The organism is Acinetobacter sp. WZC-1 (genome assembly GCF_052544965.1).
Genome location: NZ_CP199370.1, coordinates 485,735 through 502,291 on the forward strand (window position 1 = coordinate 485,735; position 16,557 = coordinate 502,291).

Sequence of the window (16,557 nt, forward strand, 5' to 3'; positions counted from 1 at the left end):
AAACAGCCATCGAAATGACTGTTTTTTTATTATTTGTCTGTAATTCTGCAAATCATTCAGTTACAGGTGTGGCTTTTTTGGGTGGACGGCCACGTGGACGGCGTGGACGTGCCGGTTTTTCGGTTTCTGAGCCTTCTGCTTTGGCTGATTCACTTTCGCTGCTTTTGGCTTCCAGCGCCAGATCCTGCTGGGCTTTGGCAGTCCCTTTATTCCGGGCTGTTGCGGTTTTTGCCGGAGCTGCTTTGGCTGTGGTATCCGCAGTGTCGACCGTTTCAGTGACGGTTGTATCTTCTGCAGCCGATTCTGTCGGCTGAGCCGCTTCTTCAGATACGGTTTGAGTTACGGATTGACTGGCTGTGGCCTGTGATTCAACAGCAGGTGTTTCAGTGACAGTGGTTTTATTTTCTGTCGGCTGAGTATTTCTGGCCTGTTCAGCAGCGAGTTTTGCCAGACGGCGGCGTTCGCGTGGATCATTGGCGACACGATTGTCAGACACTGCCTTCGGTGGGGTTAAGTCCAGTACGGGTGCAGGCTCTGCTTCCGGTTGGGCTCTGGAGACCGCAACATCACGTGTGACCGGCTGTTTGTCTGCCGGTTCAGCGGTATCTGCCACGGCTGTTGTTGCGTTGAATTCTGTTGTGAATTTAAGCAACGCACGGTTGAAGGTTGGAATCAGACCGAACTGTTCAATCAAGACAGAGCAATCCTCACCATAGACATGCCGGATCAGACTGCCGACGGTGTGCTGAGCCAGGGCCGGAACCTGTGAAGGCAGTACATTGCTGCTTGCCTGGTTTTTTGCATTGGCTGCTGCACGCTGTTGACGGCGACGCTGACGTGGATCATTGCTGGCACGTCTGACCGGCTGCTCCACTGCTTGCGTCTGTGTGCTGACGGCTGCAACTTCTTCAGTGGTCTTTTTCTGCACAGTATCGCTGGTTGCAATTTCAGTGCTGGCCGTTTCAGTCTGAGCCGGTTCTGCTGCTGTAACAGGTGCCGCAGGGCTCAATGCCACGATTCCGCTTTGTGCCTGGTCAACATTGACCACTAAAGCAGTAGTCATGGCCTCATGACGTGGCGCATCCACAAGATCAACCTTCGGTTGTTGATTTCTGTCTGGCTGATTGTTTTCAACCGGTGTGGTGGCTGCATTACTGGTCTGTTCATTCAGGACAGCAGGGTCGCGGTGACGGTCCGGGCGTTGTGGGCGCTGCTGACTGTTGCGGTCACGACGGGGTACCGCCTGTTCAGCCTGAGCGTCATATTGCTGATCCTGCGATGAAGGCTGACGCTTTTGATGGCGCTTTTGTTCACGCTGTTCATGGCGTTGTTCCTGACGTGGTGATGCCTGAACAGTATCTTCCTGTGCCTGTTGTGGCTGGGCCTGATCCTGAGTCAGCTCACGCTGTTCCTTGTACTTATTGTTGTTGCGCTTTTTATTGTTGCGCTGAGATTTTTCTTCCCTGTCTGTATTCTTTTCAGGGTAATCCCGTGGTTCCTGCTTCTGCACAGTGGTATTGGCCATATAGGCATTACTGACTGTTTCAGCCGCCGGTGTTGTATGGGCCGTCGGCGCTTCTGTCAGTTGTCCAAACTGGCCACGACTGACTGCACCGCCATTCACCAGCTGTTCAATGGCAGCGGCGGCATGGTTTGCGGTCCGGGACTGGTCAACTGTAGCGGCCTGTTTCTGTACAAACAGATTTTCCAGCCATGCATATGGACTGGCAGAAGACGCTGCCTGACCCTGTATCGGCTGTGCTTTTTGCGGCTGAGTCTGAGCTGTTTCTGCCCGGGCCGGACGCTTATTGTTCTGAACTGCGGCTGCCGGCAGATGTTGCGATGACTCGCCTTCCAGATGCCAGGTGGATGACTCATAACCCAGTTCTTTTTCACTGGAACGGGTGGCCTCAGTGCGTTCATAGCTGCTTGGTGCAAAACCTTCAGGGTTGAAGGAAATTTCATAATGCGGTGTTTCAAGGTGCGGGTGAGGTAAAACCGTTACACGTACATTTGAGGTCTGTTCCAGATACACCAGACTATGACGCTTTTCATTGAGCAGGAACGCTGCAATTTCCACAGGCACTTCAACCTGAACTTCACCCTGACGTTCACGCAGGGCAATTTCTTCAACTCTGCGCATAATGGAAAGCGACAGGGAGCGTAAGTCACGCACCATGCCTGTTCCGTGGCAGCGTGGGCAGACGTAACCGGTTGCTTCTTCCAATGATGGACGTAAGCGTTGACGGCTCATTTCCATTAAACCGAAGCGTGATAACTGGCCGAACTGAATACGGGCCCGGTCACTTTGCGTGGCTTCACGGAGTTTGGCTTCAACCATGCGCTGGTTGCGCTCGCGGGTCATGTCAATAAAGTCAATAACCACCAGACCGCCAATATCACGTAAACGCAACTGACGGGCAATCTCTTCTGCAGCTTCCAGATTGGTGTTCAGTGCTGTTTCTTCAACATCATGACCACGGGTGGATTTTGCTGAGTTAATGTCAATGGAGACCAGTGCTTCAGTCTGATCGATGACAATTGAACCACCGGAAGGCAATTTGACTTCACGCTCATACGCCGTCTGAATCTGACTTTCAATGCCGAAGTGGGCAAATAATGGCTCATTCTGGGTATAGGTTTTCAGTTTATCCAGCTGGTTTGGCATGACCGCTTTGACGAAATTATAAGCTTCGTTATAGGCCTGTTCATTATCAATCAGAATTTCGGAGACATCATCACGTAAATAGTCACGGATGGCACGGGTCACTACACCGGCTTCCTGATGGACCAGCATAGGGGATGGACCTGAACCGGCAGTGTCCTGAATTCTTGCCCACAGGTCCAGCAGGTGCTGTAAATCCTGTTGTAATTCTTCCTGACTGCGGCCAATGCCGGCTGTACGGACGATCACGCTCATTCCGCGTGGTGTATTCAGTGAGGCCAGCATTTCCTTCAGCTCATCACGGACTGAACCGGAAATCTGACGGCTGATACCGCCACCTTTGGGATTGTTCGGCATCAGCACCAGATAACGGCCAGCCAGTGAGATATAGGTGGACAGTGCTGCACCTTTATTACCGCGTTCCTCTTTTTCAACCTGAACCAACAGTTCAGTGCCTTCTGTAATGAGTTCACGGATATTGGAGGTCTGACGGGGGTCCGCTTTGTAATAGGAACTGGCAATTTCGCGCATTGACAGAAAACCCTGCCGGCCTGCACCGTATTCGACGAATACAGCTTCCAGGGATGGTTCTACGCGGGTGACATGACCTTTATAGATATTGGCTTTCTTTTGTTCGCGGGTACGATTTTCCAGGTCGAAATCGTAAAGACGGTGACCGGTGATGAGTGCAACACGGACTTCTTCGGCATGTGTTGCATTAATCAACATACGTTTCATGGGGGTAACACCTAATAGTGATCCACACCGGCAATTCGCTGATTGATGGCTGCAGGGACCGGATACAACAGACCGGTGGCTTAAATCATGGGGATAACCGTGATGATCTAAATCGCTGACCGGCTGTTTGAATGACCGGTGCGGTCTTTGTACTGGCGCTTGCAATACAGCTTTAACTATTCAGTTGAAACATCAAATAATTAAAGTCTTCAAGTTTTTCACTGGTCTCTATAAAGTGGGCACTGGATGATAACTTTCACCGGGCATTTTGCTCGAAGATCAACTCGTCCAATAAGAGCGGAGTGTCTTGATACGGAATTATCATCGTATCTTTACAAAATGCGCAGTTCCAATGCCTCAAACACTTATGTCCTGAATAACGCTTGAAAGCGACTTGTCCTGATGTGTATCAGTTTATGTTTAAAAACCAGCCTCTGAGCTGGCGACATATATTTTTAAACAAACTGATTTATGTGCATAAGCACAATTAAACGCAACAGTTTGTCTTTTTGCCGATATAATACAGCCTTCGGCGTCGGCATATTCTTTAGGGACCATTCCGAGCTGCTGATGAACTGTAAAGGCAGTATTTTTGTTTCAAAAGTTTTGAAATCACTGGAATACAGTTCACTTACGGCGGTATCCGTGCGCTGACTATAGCAAACCTTACAGCATCTGCCTATGGGCTATATTGAGGTTTTCAGTAAAAAGTATTGTTCAGGTGATCGGTTTTTAATCAAATCTGACATTTTTAGGTCATAATAACTGTATGAATTCTACGCAAGAGTGGCAAGGTGTCAGCTGGTTTGAGGTTGATGAGCATCAGGCAGGTCAGCGTATTGATAATTTTTTGTTCAGTCGTTTAAAGGGTGTGCCCAAAAGTCGTGTTTACCGCATGATCCGTGAAGGACAGGTGCGCATCAATAAAAAACGCATCAAGGCAGAAACCCGCCTGGTGTTTGCCGATCAGATTCGTGTTGCGCCCATTCGTTATAGACAGACAGATGAGTCAGCCGTGCCGGTCTCAGACCAGGTGGCCAGTGGTTTACTCAGTCGGGTGATTTATGAGGATGAAGGCCTCATGGTGGTGAACAAACCATCGGGGATCGCCGTGCATGGTGGCAGCGGTATGGCTTATGGCCTGATTGAGGCTTTGCGCATAGCTACGGCTAAACCCTATCTGGAGCTGATTCACCGGATTGACCGGGACACTTCAGGACTGGTAATGATCAGTAAAAAACGCAGTACCTTAAAGATGCTGCAGGATTTACTGCGTGAGCATAAAATCAGCAAAACCTATGCGGCAATTGTCAAGGGGCAGGTGAGCCTGGACAAACAGCTGATTGATGCGCCGCTGTTGCGTTATGAACTGTCCAATGGCGAACGCCGTGTGCGGGTTTCCCGGGATGGCAAGGACAGTAAGACTCAGTGGAATGTTGCGGAGCGTTTTCGTCATGCAACCCTGATTCATGCTTCACCCCTGTCCGGACGGACTCATCAGATTCGGGTGCATGGTCTGAGTATTGGTCACCCACTGGTCGGAGATGACAAATATGGCCATCAGACCGAATACCGGGGTTCTGAAGCCAGGCGACTCTGCCTGCATGCCATGAGGCTGGAAATTCCCGGATATCCAGTGATGGAAGCACCACTTCCTGAAGATATGCAGAGCCTGCTGGCACAACTGAGAGCGCAGTCGAAATGAGCCTGAAAGTGAGTCTGAAACAAAATCCGGTGGAGCTGATTATTTTTGACTGGGACGGCACGCTGTTTGACTCAGTCGGACAGATTGTGGACAGTCTGCAATTTGCAGCCCGGGCATATGCCCAGCCCTTAACGTATGATGCTGCGAAGGGCATTATCGGTCTGGGATTGCCGGAAGTTATGCAGGCCCTGTTTCCAGGGGTACCTGATCTGCATCATGATTTGCTGCAATGTTATGCAGATCATTATGTTGCCCATTCAAAAAACGATGTATGGTTTGATGGGGTTGCCGAATTGCTGGCTGATTTAAAAGGTCAGGGCATTCGACTGGCAGTAGCCACCGGGAAAAGTCGCCGGGGACTGGATCGGGTTCTCAGTCAGACCAATAGCCATGATTTGTTTGAGATCACCCGTGCCGCCAGTGAAACCCGTTCCAAACCGGACCCGCGCATGCTTGAGGAAATTCTGGCTGTCACCGGGGTTGAAGTGGGCAATGCCATGATGGTGGGAGACACATCCTATGATCTGGAGATGGCACAGCGTATTGCCATGCCACGGATTGGAGTGAGTTATGGCGTGCATACACCGCAAATATTGCAGCAGTTTAATCCATTGGCGATTGTTGATAATGTCAGGCAATTGCATCAGTTACTGAATCAGCAGATTCAGGTGAAACAGGCGATTTAACAGGTTCAGGGCCTGAGAAAACTGACTGCAACGTTAATGCAGATTGCCAGGATAGTCGTGTTGAAGCCATAAACCAGCAAATATGCAGGATGTTTAAAATCCGCATTGAACGTGAGCTGATGAACACATCTGTGGTTTGTGCTGAAGTCGATGACATAACGGATTGTAGCAATTGTAAACCGCGGTTTGTATGATGTTTGACCGAATGGTGTGTCAAAACATAAAAAGACCATATTTTTATCTCAATTGATAATGATTCTTGTTATCATGATTGTCCGCTCAACTAAACAAGTACCGCATATGAATACTGCAATCCAGCGTTTATATGTTGAGCATCATTCATGGTTGCATGGATGGCTCAAACAACGTTTAAACAATAATCAAACAGCAGCTGATCTGGCGCATGACACTTTTGTCAGGATTTTACAGCGTAAGGAACACTTGTATTTTGACCAGCCACGCGCCTTGCTGACGACCATTGCCCGTGGTGTACTGGTCAACTGGTTCCAGCGACAGGCCGTGGAACGGGCTTATCTGCAGTCACTGGCTTTACAGCCAGAGGAGTATATGCCGCCCCCTGAACAGCAATTACAGACCATCGAGTCGCTGGTGCTGATTTTTCAGATGCTGGAGGGCATGCCGGAACGGCAACGACAGACCTTTATCTGGTCTCAGCTTGATGGACTGTCCCAGAAGGAAATTGCACAGCGTCACCAGGTTTCGGTGCGTACGGTCATGCGGGATTTATCCTGTGCCCTGGCACATTGCCTGAGTGAAATTGACCTGGAAATTTAAACATGGGAGCAGAGGTCCAACAGCGGCAACGTATTTTCAGGCAGGCTGCAGACTGGATGCTGAAGCAGCAATCAGCACCCCTGAGTGCTGCTGAACAACAGGCCTTTGAACAATGGGTGCAGCAAAGTGAGCAGCATCAGCGTGCATGGGAGTGCGTAGAACATCTGAATATTGCGCTACAGGGGCTGCCTGGAAAACAGGCCCGGCAGATTTTAAAACAGGCCCGGCAGACTCGGCTGCGTCAGCTGGGGGGGAAACTGGCTGTGGTATGTGCAGTGGCGCTCAGTGCTTATGCCGGCTGGATGGGGTGGGATTCTCAGTTGCGTTATCAGCTTATGGCAGAATATTCCACCGCAACAGGTGAGCAAAAACGTGTGCGGATCAGTGATGGCAGCCAGGTGTATTTAAATACCCGTACCGCTTTTGATACACAGTTTGATCAACAGCAGCGTTTAATCAAATTGCATTATGGTGAAATCCATATCAGCACTGCGCCGGATAGTTATCCGGTCAAGCGGCCTTTCAGGGTACAGACCCGGCAGGGGGTGCTGGAGGCACTGGGCACGGTTTTTAATGTCAGGCAACTGGATGATCAGACCTGTGTTGCAGTAATCAAAAGTGCAGTGGAGGTCCGGGTCACGGGGGGGGCGCCGCTGCTGGTCCGGGAAAATCAGCAATTGTGCTTTAACCGGCAGGGCTATCAGCCGTTGCAGATGATGGACGTAAATGCAGTGGAAGCCTGGCAAAGAAAGCTATTGTTTACCTATGACATGCCACTGGAAAAGTTTATTCAGGAAATACGGCGCTACCATCAGCTGACTTATTTTCAGGTCGATGATGAGGTAAAAAACATGCTTATTTCAGGTTCGTATCCCCTGGATGACCTTTCTCAGGTGCTGGCTCTTTTAAACAGGACCTATCCTGTGCGGGTGGAGAAAAAACTGGCAGGACGGGTTATTTTCCTAAGGGCTAAAGCTGAGTAATAAACAGCAGAGTCTGTCAGGGGCGCATGCCAGGACAGGAGGAGTTGGGCCAGGCTTGTGGCCTGCTCAGGCTGAATTCAGGGTTTGCAGGGCTGCAAGCTGCTGCATCGGAAGGTGGTAGGGGGGAGGTAGGATCAGTGGTCTGTCAACGCTATGGTCTGGTCCCGTTTTTGCCCTGTAGGTCGGCTGATACAGCCGATGTCAGGACTGTTCAGTAAATTCAGGCCTGTACAGGGTGAGGTCATTGGCTTGAGGCTGAAAAATAAATACAGATCAAGTTTATTGTTACGCTGATAAAAGCCGGGCTTTGTTTTGTACTCATGAACAGGCTAATCATGCAGTCATCTTCTGAAAAAATCATTTTTTTTGTCACTTTTCCGTATCTCACTTGGTAAGACTTATATAGAAGCGGTTTGATGATAATAATTGGAGTGGAGCATGACGCAATGTCTTTATTAAGGGTAGCCTACAGGAAATCGCATCCTGCGCTCTGGGTTCACGCACTCAGCCTGGGGGCGGTGCTGGGAATGGTTCCGTTGTATGCCGCCCATGCAGCAGATGACGCATCATCACGGGGAGCAGCGTCATCCTATAATATACCTGGCCGGGAACTGGGCTATGTGCTGTCTGCCTTTGCCACCCAGGCGGGAATCACCCTGTCGTTTGACTCGGCCCTGACCCGCGGGCTGCAGAGTCCGGGCTTAAGGGGCAGCTATACGGTTGAGCAGGGGTTGCAGCGGCTGCTGCAGGGGACCCGGCTGATGGCGGTGAAGCAGGGCACTTCCTATACCATCAGGGTCCGGCCACAGCAGGAGACTGTCCGGTCTGCAGCGGCAGGTGGGTCTGCCCCTGCTGCCCCGTCAGGCACCCAGACTGAGGCACACATGGCTCCGATCCATGTGCAGGCCACAGATAAGGAAAGCTGGGCCTTCCAGCAGCCGCGTGCAGTGAGTGTGATAGACCGCAGTTCGATAGACAACCGCCCGGTGCTGCACCTTGCCGACATCCTGAAGGACACACCGGGGGTATACAGTGTGGTGAACCGCCAGGACCCTGCACTATCGATCAATATTCGGGGCATGCAGGATTTTGGCCGGGTCAACATGATGATTGACGGCATGCGCCAGAACCATGTGGAAGTGGGTCATCAGCAGCGCAATGGCCAGATGTACATGGACCCGGAGTTCATCAGCAGTGTGGTGATTGAAAAGGGGCCGCGCAATGGGGTACATGGGGCCACGGCGATTGCCGGTTCAGCTGACTTTAAGACCATTGATTTCAGTGATGTAGTGATGGAGGGCAAGGACCAGGGGGTGAGGATCCGTGCCGGTACCGGCCTTGGGAATAAATATGACGGCAACATTCGCTTTCAGGGCAGTGCGGCGGTAGCGGGCAACTTTGGTGCGGAGGATCAGTTACAGCTGCTGTATGCGCATGCCTACAACAAGCAGGGGGCAACCCGGGTGGGTGAGCATAATCAGAGTAATGTGATTTGGGGCATTGACAGGGACCCGACTATAAATAATACAGGAAGGAATATCAGCATACTGAATGATTCCGGACGGCGTCAGCAATCCAATCTACTCAAGGCCAAATACCATCTCAGTGACATTCAGTCACTGCAGTTGAGCTATATTGATACTGAATTTGACTATAGCAATATGTCCCAGCAGCTTAATGGAGGTGCTTTATATTCAGGTAATCTGAATAATGAATCCCTTTGGAAAAAGAATGGCGATGCCCATACTAAAACCGAATCCTATGCACTGGACTACGCCTACCACCCGAACGATTGGGTGGACCTGAAGGCCAAGCTGTACTATGTCGATACGCAAACTGATCAACTGTCCTGGTCGCCGAGAACCGGTATTCGTTCCGAGGAGTTCTGGCGGGATGGAATATGTCTGGATCCTTCTTTAAGACCACGGACTTCTGTGCAAAGTATATTGACTACTTGCGCGCAGGGTTATGACCGCCAGACAAAAATCAGCACCCGGACCCAGGGGCTGCAGCTGGACAATACCTCGCACTTTAAGGTAGGCGGTGTGCCGGGATTTTCGGCCAATTATGGGCTGGAGTATTTCCGGGATAAGTCAAAAAGCCCGGCATCTGGTTTATCCCGTGACGGAGTGGCTTATGGGGTGGTGGAAGATTCATTTGATGGCAGTGGTCAGCGGGAGATGGGCAGTGTCTTTGGCTCGCTGAACTATGACGGTGACGGGCATCACCTCGAGGCGGGGCTGCGTTATGACTATTATAGACTAAAGGGTGATACGACCCTGAGAACTGAGGAAATGTATTGGGGGTTGCCTCCCAATAATCCAAATCCATCGCTTATTGGGTGGTACACGAGGCCGGAAAATACCCCGGTAAATCTGGATAAGGATTGGAAAAAGCTGCTGCCATCTGTTGCCGGTTCAGTCAATGTGGTGGATGGACTGGACCTGTTTGCCAGCTGGGGCCGGTCATGGCGACCGCCGGCGATTACTGAAACCCTGCTTGAAGGCAGGCATGCAGGAGATAGCATGTCCCGGATGTATCCAAACCCCTATCTACAGCCGGAACACAGTGAGAGCCTGGAACTGGGTTTTAACATCAATAAGCAGGGGCTGCTGACTGCGCAGGACAAGCTGAATGCCAAGGTTAGCTACTACGATACCAAAGTAGATAATTATACAGTGACCAGTATGGCTGTTGGGGTCCCTGGAGGACAGCCAGGCGCTTTAGGACGTTCAATGTATGTGCAGAACCAGATTGCCACTCCCTTTAAGGGGGTGGAGCTGGATCTCAGCTATGATGCAGAAGTGTGGTATGCACGCCTTAATTATAATCATGTGATTGGCGGAGACAATAAGTTCTGTCTTCTGAATTTTCCTCAGGGCAGTGGCCGGCCGGATGATTACGCACAAATAACAAGGTCTGGTGCAACACAACCGCTTTTGTATCAGGAATATGACGAGGCTGCGGGGAGAGGTTATCCGAATGTCAGGTCATATCTGGATGCTCAGATGAACTGTGCTATTGGCATTGATACTATGTTGAACTCTGCCAGAACCATGCCGACCGATAAGGGTACCTTTGTGCTTGGGGCTCGGCTGTTTGACCGCAGGCTGGATATGGGGGTCCGGGTTAACTACAGTGAAAAGGGTGGTCCACGTTATGATTATAATTATGGTTCCCGGGATGATCGTAAGGCTAATGGTGTGCTGGAGGTGGACTCTACTAAACGGCCTGGTTCAGAAGTATGGAAAACTTCCACCACCTATGATGCCTATATTTCCTATATTGTCAGTAAGAACCTGACCCTGCGTGGTTCAGTGGAGAATATCCAGGACAAGAGTTACCTGGCCAACTATGGCGATCCACTGTCACTGACCTATGAGCCGGGGCGGACCTTTTTTGGTGGCATGGAACTACGGTTTTAAGGCACGGGACTATTAAAGAATGAATGGAAAATATAAGGAATGCATGGAATATGGAGTAATAACAGGGCGTTTGTCCTGTTAGTAAGGTAGTCAGCCCTGTGGTTGACTGGTGGTACAGCAGGGTAAATGGTTATCCTGCTGCAATCTGACAATCTCAACAAGAGGATATAATTATGTCAGTAAATTACAGTTTTACCTATAACACTGCGCCTGTGGATTTTAAGAGTCTTGATAACTCTCAAAAAACTCTAAAGGCATTGTTTGATAACTTTGATGCTAGTGGGACTGGGATTATTGAACATGGTGAAAGTAATACAGGAGGTTTCTTTACCAATGGAGTAAATACAGGCCTGGCTGGTGATACCTATGCCGGCAGCAGCAATGGCGGGGGTTATGCCTATTCAATTACTGCTGATGCAGGCAGTAGCCTGACTTATAATTTTCAGCAACATGTTGTTTATGGAACGGTCAAATCGATTACTATCGGTGCTGGTGTTGATTCCCAGGGCCATGTGATTGATGAACTACTTACCCTGACTTTTGACGAGCCTATAACCGGCACCCTGGAAGAAGGTCGTGCCAATGATGTACATGACATTGTATGGGGGCTGATGAACAGCAGTACTACGGGTGCTGACTCTTCAACCTCAACCTCTCAGGGTGGTCTGCAACAGTATCTGACTGATATTGGTATTGATCTGAGCTCTACTGCGGACAACTACCTGGCAGCGGACAGCTCCGGTACACTGCCGGAAACTGTAGCTGCGGATCAGGTTGCACTTGCTGCCTAAAGCAGTTGTTATTTATTTCTGTTTAAGTCACTCATTAGTCACCAGACCTGTATAAATTCAAGTGTTTATAGCGGTCTGTCAGCCAAAAGTGAACGGTCACTGTCCATCAGGTTACTGGGGACGGTGGCCACCCTGTTCGTGAGAATCCAGTTTTCAGATACGGATTTTCACCTGGTTTACACTGAAATCTGGCTATAGAGCATGACATCTTCCCATGAGCCGCAATCCAGTGAACTGCTGGTGGCCCTGAAAAAATACCGTAAAAGTTTCGCCAGTATTGGTGCATTCAGTGCGGTCATTAATATCCTCATGCTGGTCCCTGCCATTTATATGCTGCAGGTCTATGATCGGGTACTGGCATCCGGCAACGAATTTACCCTGCTTATGCTGACTCTGATTGCATTGGGGCTGTATACCCTGATGGGCGTGCTGGAATATATCCGCAGTATAGTGGCGGTAAATATCGGTCTGGGCTTTAATGAGCAGGCCAGGCAGCGTGTCTATACGGCGGCGTTTGAAAAAAATCTGGCAGGACTGAAAAGCAATGCCAGCCAGTCCTTACAGGATATGGATAATCTCAGGCAATTTTTAACTGGCGGTGCTATTTTTGCCCTGTTCGATGCGCCGTGGTTCCCGGTTTATCTTGCAGTAATGTTTTTATTTGATTTCTGGATTGGCATATTGGCGCTGGGGGGTGCAGTCGTACTGGTAATGATTGCATGGATGAATCAGGCATGGAGCAGTCGCCTGTTGAAGGAGTCTTCACAGCTTTCAGTGGCAGCGAATCTGGTGGCCAATAATCAGTTACAGCATGCCGACGCGATTGAAGCCATGGGGATGCTGAAAAACTTAAGCCGCCGCTGGCAAAAGCTGCATCGTGCCTATGTGCATAAACAAAGTATTGCCACAGATCGGATGGCAGTAACTGCGTCGCTATCCAAAAGCCTGAGAATTGCGTTGCAGTCGCTGGTGCTGGGGCTTGGGGCGTGGCTGGTGCTTGAAGGCCGGATGAGTGCGGGTATGATGATTGCCGGTTCAATTCTTATGGGACGGGTGCTGGCACCGGTTGACCAGATTATTGCTGCCTGGAAGCAATGGACCAGTACCCGACTGGCCTATGAACGCTTAAATACTTTGCTGACCGACTATCCGGCACGGGAAAGCACGATGCAATTGCCGGCACCAACAGGACAGATCAGTCTGGAACAGGTCAGTGCAGTTCCTCCCCAGGGCAGTAGTCCGACGCTGGTGCAGATTTCCTGTCAGATTGCTGCCGGAACAGCAGTAGGAATTGTTGGCGCCTCAGGCTCAGGAAAATCAACACTGGCCCGTGTCATTACTGGTGTATGGAAACCCCGGATAGGTGTTGTACGCATGGATGGCGCTGATATACAGCGTTGGGACAAAGATCAGCTGGGACACTCTATTGGCTATTTACCCCAGGATGTCGAGCTATTTGCCGGGACCGTGGCAGAAAATATTTCCCGTTTTGCCGAACCGGATGTGGAAAAAGTGATTGCGGCAGCCAGACTGGCCAATGTACATGAGCTGATTTTAAAACTTCCCAAAGGTTATGACACAGCGTTGGGTGACTCGGGTCAGGGGCTGTCCGGTGGGCAACGCCAGCGGATTGCGCTGGCACGGGCCCTGTATGGTTCGCCCCGGATTGTGGTGCTGGATGAGCCAGATGCCAGTCTGGATGAAGTGGGTCAAAAAGCTTTGATTACAGCCATAGAACAATTAAAAAAACAGCAGATCACCGTGCTGCTGATTACGCATCGTCCACCAATTCTGGCAGTCACAGATCGGTTAATGGTATTGAATCAGGGGCAGCTGAAGATGGATGATAAAACCCAGGAGGTATTGAAACAATTGAGTTCGGCTACAGCTGCAAAACCGGCAACGCCAGTTATGGCGGCAAAACAGGTCAGCAGTTATAACATGTCCATGCAGTCTACAGCTTCAAATAAATCGAATGATAAAAATCAGGGGCCGTCCAATGATACTGCAGCCGACGATAAGAATGCTGTGGCAGAGAATAACCCTTTTGATAAAAAGGCTTCATCTTCATGACTAATATTACTGAACGGGGCAGGATTGAGCAGAGTCTGCAGGAAACCTATGCAAAGCGTCGGGTAAGCCGCTGGGGCTGGATTGTGGTGGCAGCTGGTTTTGTGGGTTTTCTGGTATGGGCTGCGCTGGCGCCATTGGATAATGGCGTAGCATTGCCGGGAACGGTCATGGTGACAGGTAAGCGCCAGGCGGTTGAGACAGCATCCAGTGGGGTGGTCAGGCAACTGCTGGTCAAGGAAGGTGATAGGGTAAAGAAAAATCAGTTGCTGATTGAAATTGATCCAACAGCGGCGCAGAGCCAGCGTGATAATCTGAATATTCAGCAAAAAACCCTGCAAATTAAAATAGCCCGCTTACAGGCAGAGCAAAACAAGGCATCAATTGTGACTTTTCCGGCAGCTATTCAGGCAGACACGGATATGAATGTCATGACTGCAGTGGCAATGCAGCAGCAGCTTTTTAACAGTAGAAAATCGACCCTGAGCAGTAGCTTGCAATCTATTGAAGCAAGTATTAATGGTCAGCAGGCTATTCTGTCTGGCCTGCAGGGTGCGGTTGAACAAAAGCGGATACAGGCCAAAAGTATGCATGAACAGCTGGGAAATATCCGGCAACTGACCGAGGGTGGTTATGTTCCCAGAAATAGATTCCTGGAGCTGGAGCGTCAGTACGCCCAGTTGCATTCGGAAATAGCCCGCGATAGTGGAACCATTGGACAGACCTCCAGGCAGATTGCTGAATTAAAATATAAGTACCAGCAAACGCAGCAGGAATTTACCCAGCAAGTGGATGATGATCTTGCTGCAAGCCAGTTACAACTGCAGGATACAACGTACCGCCTGCAATCTGTCAGCTTTGAATTGGACCAGTTTCAGATTCATGCGCCAAGTTCCGGTGTGGTGGTTGGGCTGAATATCCATACTGTGGGGGGGGTCGTCAATGCCGGTCACCGGTTGATGGAAATCGTGCCTGAAGATGTGCCGCTGGTGATTGAAGGACAATTACCGGTGAATCAGATTGATAAGGTACAGGCGGGTTTACCGGTTGAGCTGTTATTTACGGCATTTAATCAGAGTAAAACCCCGCGTATTGAAGGTGTGGTCAGTCAGGTTGCACCAGACCGCCTGGTCGATGAACAGACCAGTCAGCCTTATTATTCATTACAGGTCCGGGTGGAAGCACAGCAGTTGAAGCGTCTGAAGGGACAGGCGCTGGTTGCCGGTATGCCGGTGGAAATATTTGTAAAGACCGGTGAGCGCAGCCTGCTGAATTACCTATTTAAACCTTTAATGGATCGGACCAGAACCTCATGGGGGGATTCATGAAATTTCCCCGTTTAATACTGAGTGTAGCTTTGCTGGCAATGGTCATGCCGGCTCAGGCCATGAACTTTACCGAAGCTTATCAGCTGGCCTTGCAACATGATGCACAATGGCTGGCTGCACAGCAGGAAGCAAAAGCTGCGTTTCAGGACCGCAATATCAGCCGCGCAAATTTACTCCCAAACATCAGCTATAACTACCGCCGCAATAAAAATGACTCGGATATCGAGGTTGATCGGCAGGGCCTTTCCGCCACTCAGCATAGAAATTATGACAGTTATTTTTCGGCCCTGGTTTTACGCCAGCCTATTTTTGATCTGGCTGCCATCCGTCAGTACAATCAGGCCGGTCTGAGCAGCAAAATGGCTGAGTGGAATTTATTAAAGAACAAACAACAACTCTCCGTACGGTTGCTGCAGGCCTACCTGGATATTCTGATGAGTCAGGAAGAGGTGCAGTTGGGGCAGGCACAGTTGCAGGCCTTGTCTTCTGAAGAAGAGCGTCTTAGTCAGCTCTTTAAGTATGGTGAAGCAACAAGAACCGATCAGCTGGAAGTGCAGTCACGTTATCAGCTGGCACAGGCTGAATTGATTTACAGTCAGAACCAGTATGATGCCCGACTGAGAGTACTGGAAGCCATGACTGGCAGTTCCCTGACCATGAGTAATGGTATTGATGGGCTATCTGAAACTGCATTTAAGGAATTTAAGTCAAAGGCCTTTATGGATAAGGCGGACTTATCGCAGTGGAGTCAGCTGGCAGAACGGCATAATGCGGAACTGGCAACTAAACAGACTGCTTATGAAGTGGCTAAAATGCAAGTGAAACGCCTGAATGCCGACTATTATCCAAAGGTAAATGCCTTTGCCCAGAAGCAGGTATCGTCGTCCAATACAGAAAATACTTTAGGTGAAAAATACGATACTGACAGTGTGGGTATTGAGGTTTCATTTCCCGTTTTTAACGGTGGTTATACCCTGGCCTCGGTGAAGCAGGCAAGGGCAAGAGCTGAGCAGGCACGTTATGAATGGGTGGATATGCAGAAAACGGTCAGTAATGAATTACGCCGTCAGTATTTAAATCTGACCAGTAGTCAACAGCGTATTTTAGCCTACGAGCAGGCCGTACATAGCGCAGATGCGCAACTGGAGGCCACCCGTTACAGTATGCAGGGTGGGGAACGGACCCATCTTGATGTACTGAACGCTCAGCAGCAGTATTATCGGACCCTAAAGGATCTGGCTCAGGCAAATTACGACTTTTTACAGGCCTGGCAGGCACTGCGCTGGCAGGCTGGTATTTTAAATCAGTCGGATATTGAGTTGCTGGCACAATGTTTCCAGCCATCGGCTCATCCGGCATCGCATTAGTGAA

General features: G+C 49.9%; 10 protein-coding genes and 1 pseudogene. 9 read left to right on the forward strand and 2 right to left on the reverse strand.

What is annotated here, in order from left to right:
* Positions 1-52: 52 nt before the first annotated feature.
* Positions 53-3,403 carry an Rne/Rng family ribonuclease gene (locus tag ACT6PV_RS02305; protein WP_445114889.1) on the reverse strand — a complete coding sequence of 1,117 codons (3,351 nt, stop codon included), beginning with the start codon at positions 3,401-3,403 and terminating at the stop codon, positions 53-55.
* 769 nt (positions 3,404-4,172) lie between these two features.
* Between ACT6PV_RS02305 and ACT6PV_RS02310 the strand changes: the two genes are divergently transcribed.
* Both ACT6PV_RS02310 and ACT6PV_RS02315 read left to right on the forward strand, forming a co-directional pair.
* Positions 4,173-5,108 carry an RluA family pseudouridine synthase gene (locus tag ACT6PV_RS02310; protein ID WP_445114890.1) on the forward strand — a complete coding sequence of 312 codons (936 nt, stop codon included), beginning with the start codon at positions 4,173-4,175 and terminating at the stop codon, positions 5,106-5,108.
* A gap of 14 nt (positions 5,109-5,122) precedes the next feature.
* A complete protein-coding gene (locus ACT6PV_RS02315) occupies positions 5,123-5,794 on the forward strand; it encodes an HAD-IA family hydrolase (protein WP_445117001.1) in 672 nt (223 codons plus the stop codon).
* 5 nt (positions 5,795-5,799) lie between these two features.
* On the opposite strand, the pseudogene ACT6PV_RS02320 reads toward ACT6PV_RS02315, so the two are convergent.
* A pseudogene (locus tag ACT6PV_RS02320) lies at positions 5,800-5,957 on the reverse strand (DUF1345 domain-containing protein); the annotation flags it as partial.
* 137 nt (positions 5,958-6,094) lie between these two features.
* Between ACT6PV_RS02320 and ACT6PV_RS02325 the strand changes: the two are divergent.
* From ACT6PV_RS02325 to ACT6PV_RS02355, 7 genes are all read left to right on the forward strand, one after another.
* Positions 6,095-6,589 (forward strand): sigma-70 family RNA polymerase sigma factor, encoded by a 495-nt coding sequence (locus ACT6PV_RS02325; protein WP_445114891.1) that lies wholly within the window; start codon positions 6,095-6,097, stop codon positions 6,587-6,589.
* A 2-nt stretch (positions 6,590-6,591) separates the two neighbouring features.
* A complete protein-coding gene (locus ACT6PV_RS02330; RefSeq protein WP_445114892.1) occupies positions 6,592-7,572 on the forward strand; it encodes a FecR domain-containing protein in 981 nt (326 codons plus the stop codon).
* 446 nt (positions 7,573-8,018) lie between these two features.
* Positions 8,019-10,997 (forward strand): TonB-dependent hemoglobin/transferrin/lactoferrin family receptor, encoded by a 2,979-nt coding sequence (locus tag ACT6PV_RS02335; protein WP_445114893.1) that lies wholly within the window; start codon positions 8,019-8,021, stop codon positions 10,995-10,997.
* Between the two features lie 173 nt (positions 10,998-11,170).
* The gene (locus tag ACT6PV_RS02340; RefSeq protein ID WP_445114894.1) at positions 11,171-11,788 is read left to right on the forward strand and encodes a hypothetical protein; all 618 of its coding nucleotides are present in this window, start codon (positions 11,171-11,173) and stop codon (positions 11,786-11,788) included.
* A 201-nt stretch (positions 11,789-11,989) separates the two neighbouring features.
* Positions 11,990-13,861, forward strand: coding sequence for a type I secretion system permease/ATPase (locus ACT6PV_RS02345; protein WP_445114895.1), 1,872 nt, complete (start codon positions 11,990-11,992; stop codon positions 13,859-13,861).
* Positions 13,858-15,186 carry an HlyD family type I secretion periplasmic adaptor subunit gene (locus ACT6PV_RS02350; protein ID WP_445114896.1) on the forward strand — a complete coding sequence of 443 codons (1,329 nt, stop codon included), beginning with the start codon at positions 13,858-13,860 and terminating at the stop codon, positions 15,184-15,186. The genes ACT6PV_RS02345 and ACT6PV_RS02350 overlap by 4 nt, the downstream gene beginning before the upstream one ends.
* Positions 15,183-16,553: a TolC family outer membrane protein gene (locus ACT6PV_RS02355; protein ID WP_445114897.1), complete on the forward strand. Its 1,371-nt coding sequence runs from the start codon at positions 15,183-15,185 to the stop codon at positions 16,551-16,553. The genes ACT6PV_RS02350 and ACT6PV_RS02355 overlap by 4 nt, the downstream gene beginning before the upstream one ends.
* The last annotated feature ends 4 nt before the right edge of the window (positions 16,554-16,557 follow it).

What these genes read in the sequence shown, in the direction of transcription:
- ACT6PV_RS02310 (WP_445114890.1), top strand. Translation starts at nt 4,173, where the DNA reads ATGAATTCTACGCAAGAGTGGCAAGGTGTCAGCTGGTTTGAGGTTGAT.
- ACT6PV_RS02325 (WP_445114891.1), top strand. Translation starts at nt 6,095, where the DNA reads ATGAATACTGCAATCCAGCGTTTATATGTTGAGCATCATTCATGGTTG.
- ACT6PV_RS02340 (WP_445114894.1), top strand. Translation starts at nt 11,171, where the DNA reads ATGTCAGTAAATTACAGTTTTACCTATAACACTGCGCCTGTGGATTTT.
- ACT6PV_RS02345 (WP_445114895.1), top strand. Translation starts at nt 11,990, where the DNA reads ATGACATCTTCCCATGAGCCGCAATCCAGTGAACTGCTGGTGGCCCTG.
- ACT6PV_RS02350 (WP_445114896.1), top strand. Translation starts at nt 13,858, where the DNA reads ATGACTAATATTACTGAACGGGGCAGGATTGAGCAGAGTCTGCAGGAA.
- ACT6PV_RS02355 (WP_445114897.1), top strand. Translation starts at nt 15,183, where the DNA reads ATGAAATTTCCCCGTTTAATACTGAGTGTAGCTTTGCTGGCAATGGTC.
- ACT6PV_RS02330 (WP_445114892.1), top strand. Translation starts at nt 6,592, where the DNA reads ATGGGAGCAGAGGTCCAACAGCGGCAACGTATTTTCAGGCAGGCTGCA.
- ACT6PV_RS02305 (WP_445114889.1), bottom strand. Translation starts at nt 3,403, where the DNA reads ATGAAACGTATGTTGATTAATGCAACACATGCCGAAGAAGTCCGTGTT.
- ACT6PV_RS02335 (WP_445114893.1), top strand. Translation starts at nt 8,019, where the DNA reads ATGTCTTTATTAAGGGTAGCCTACAGGAAATCGCATCCTGCGCTCTGG.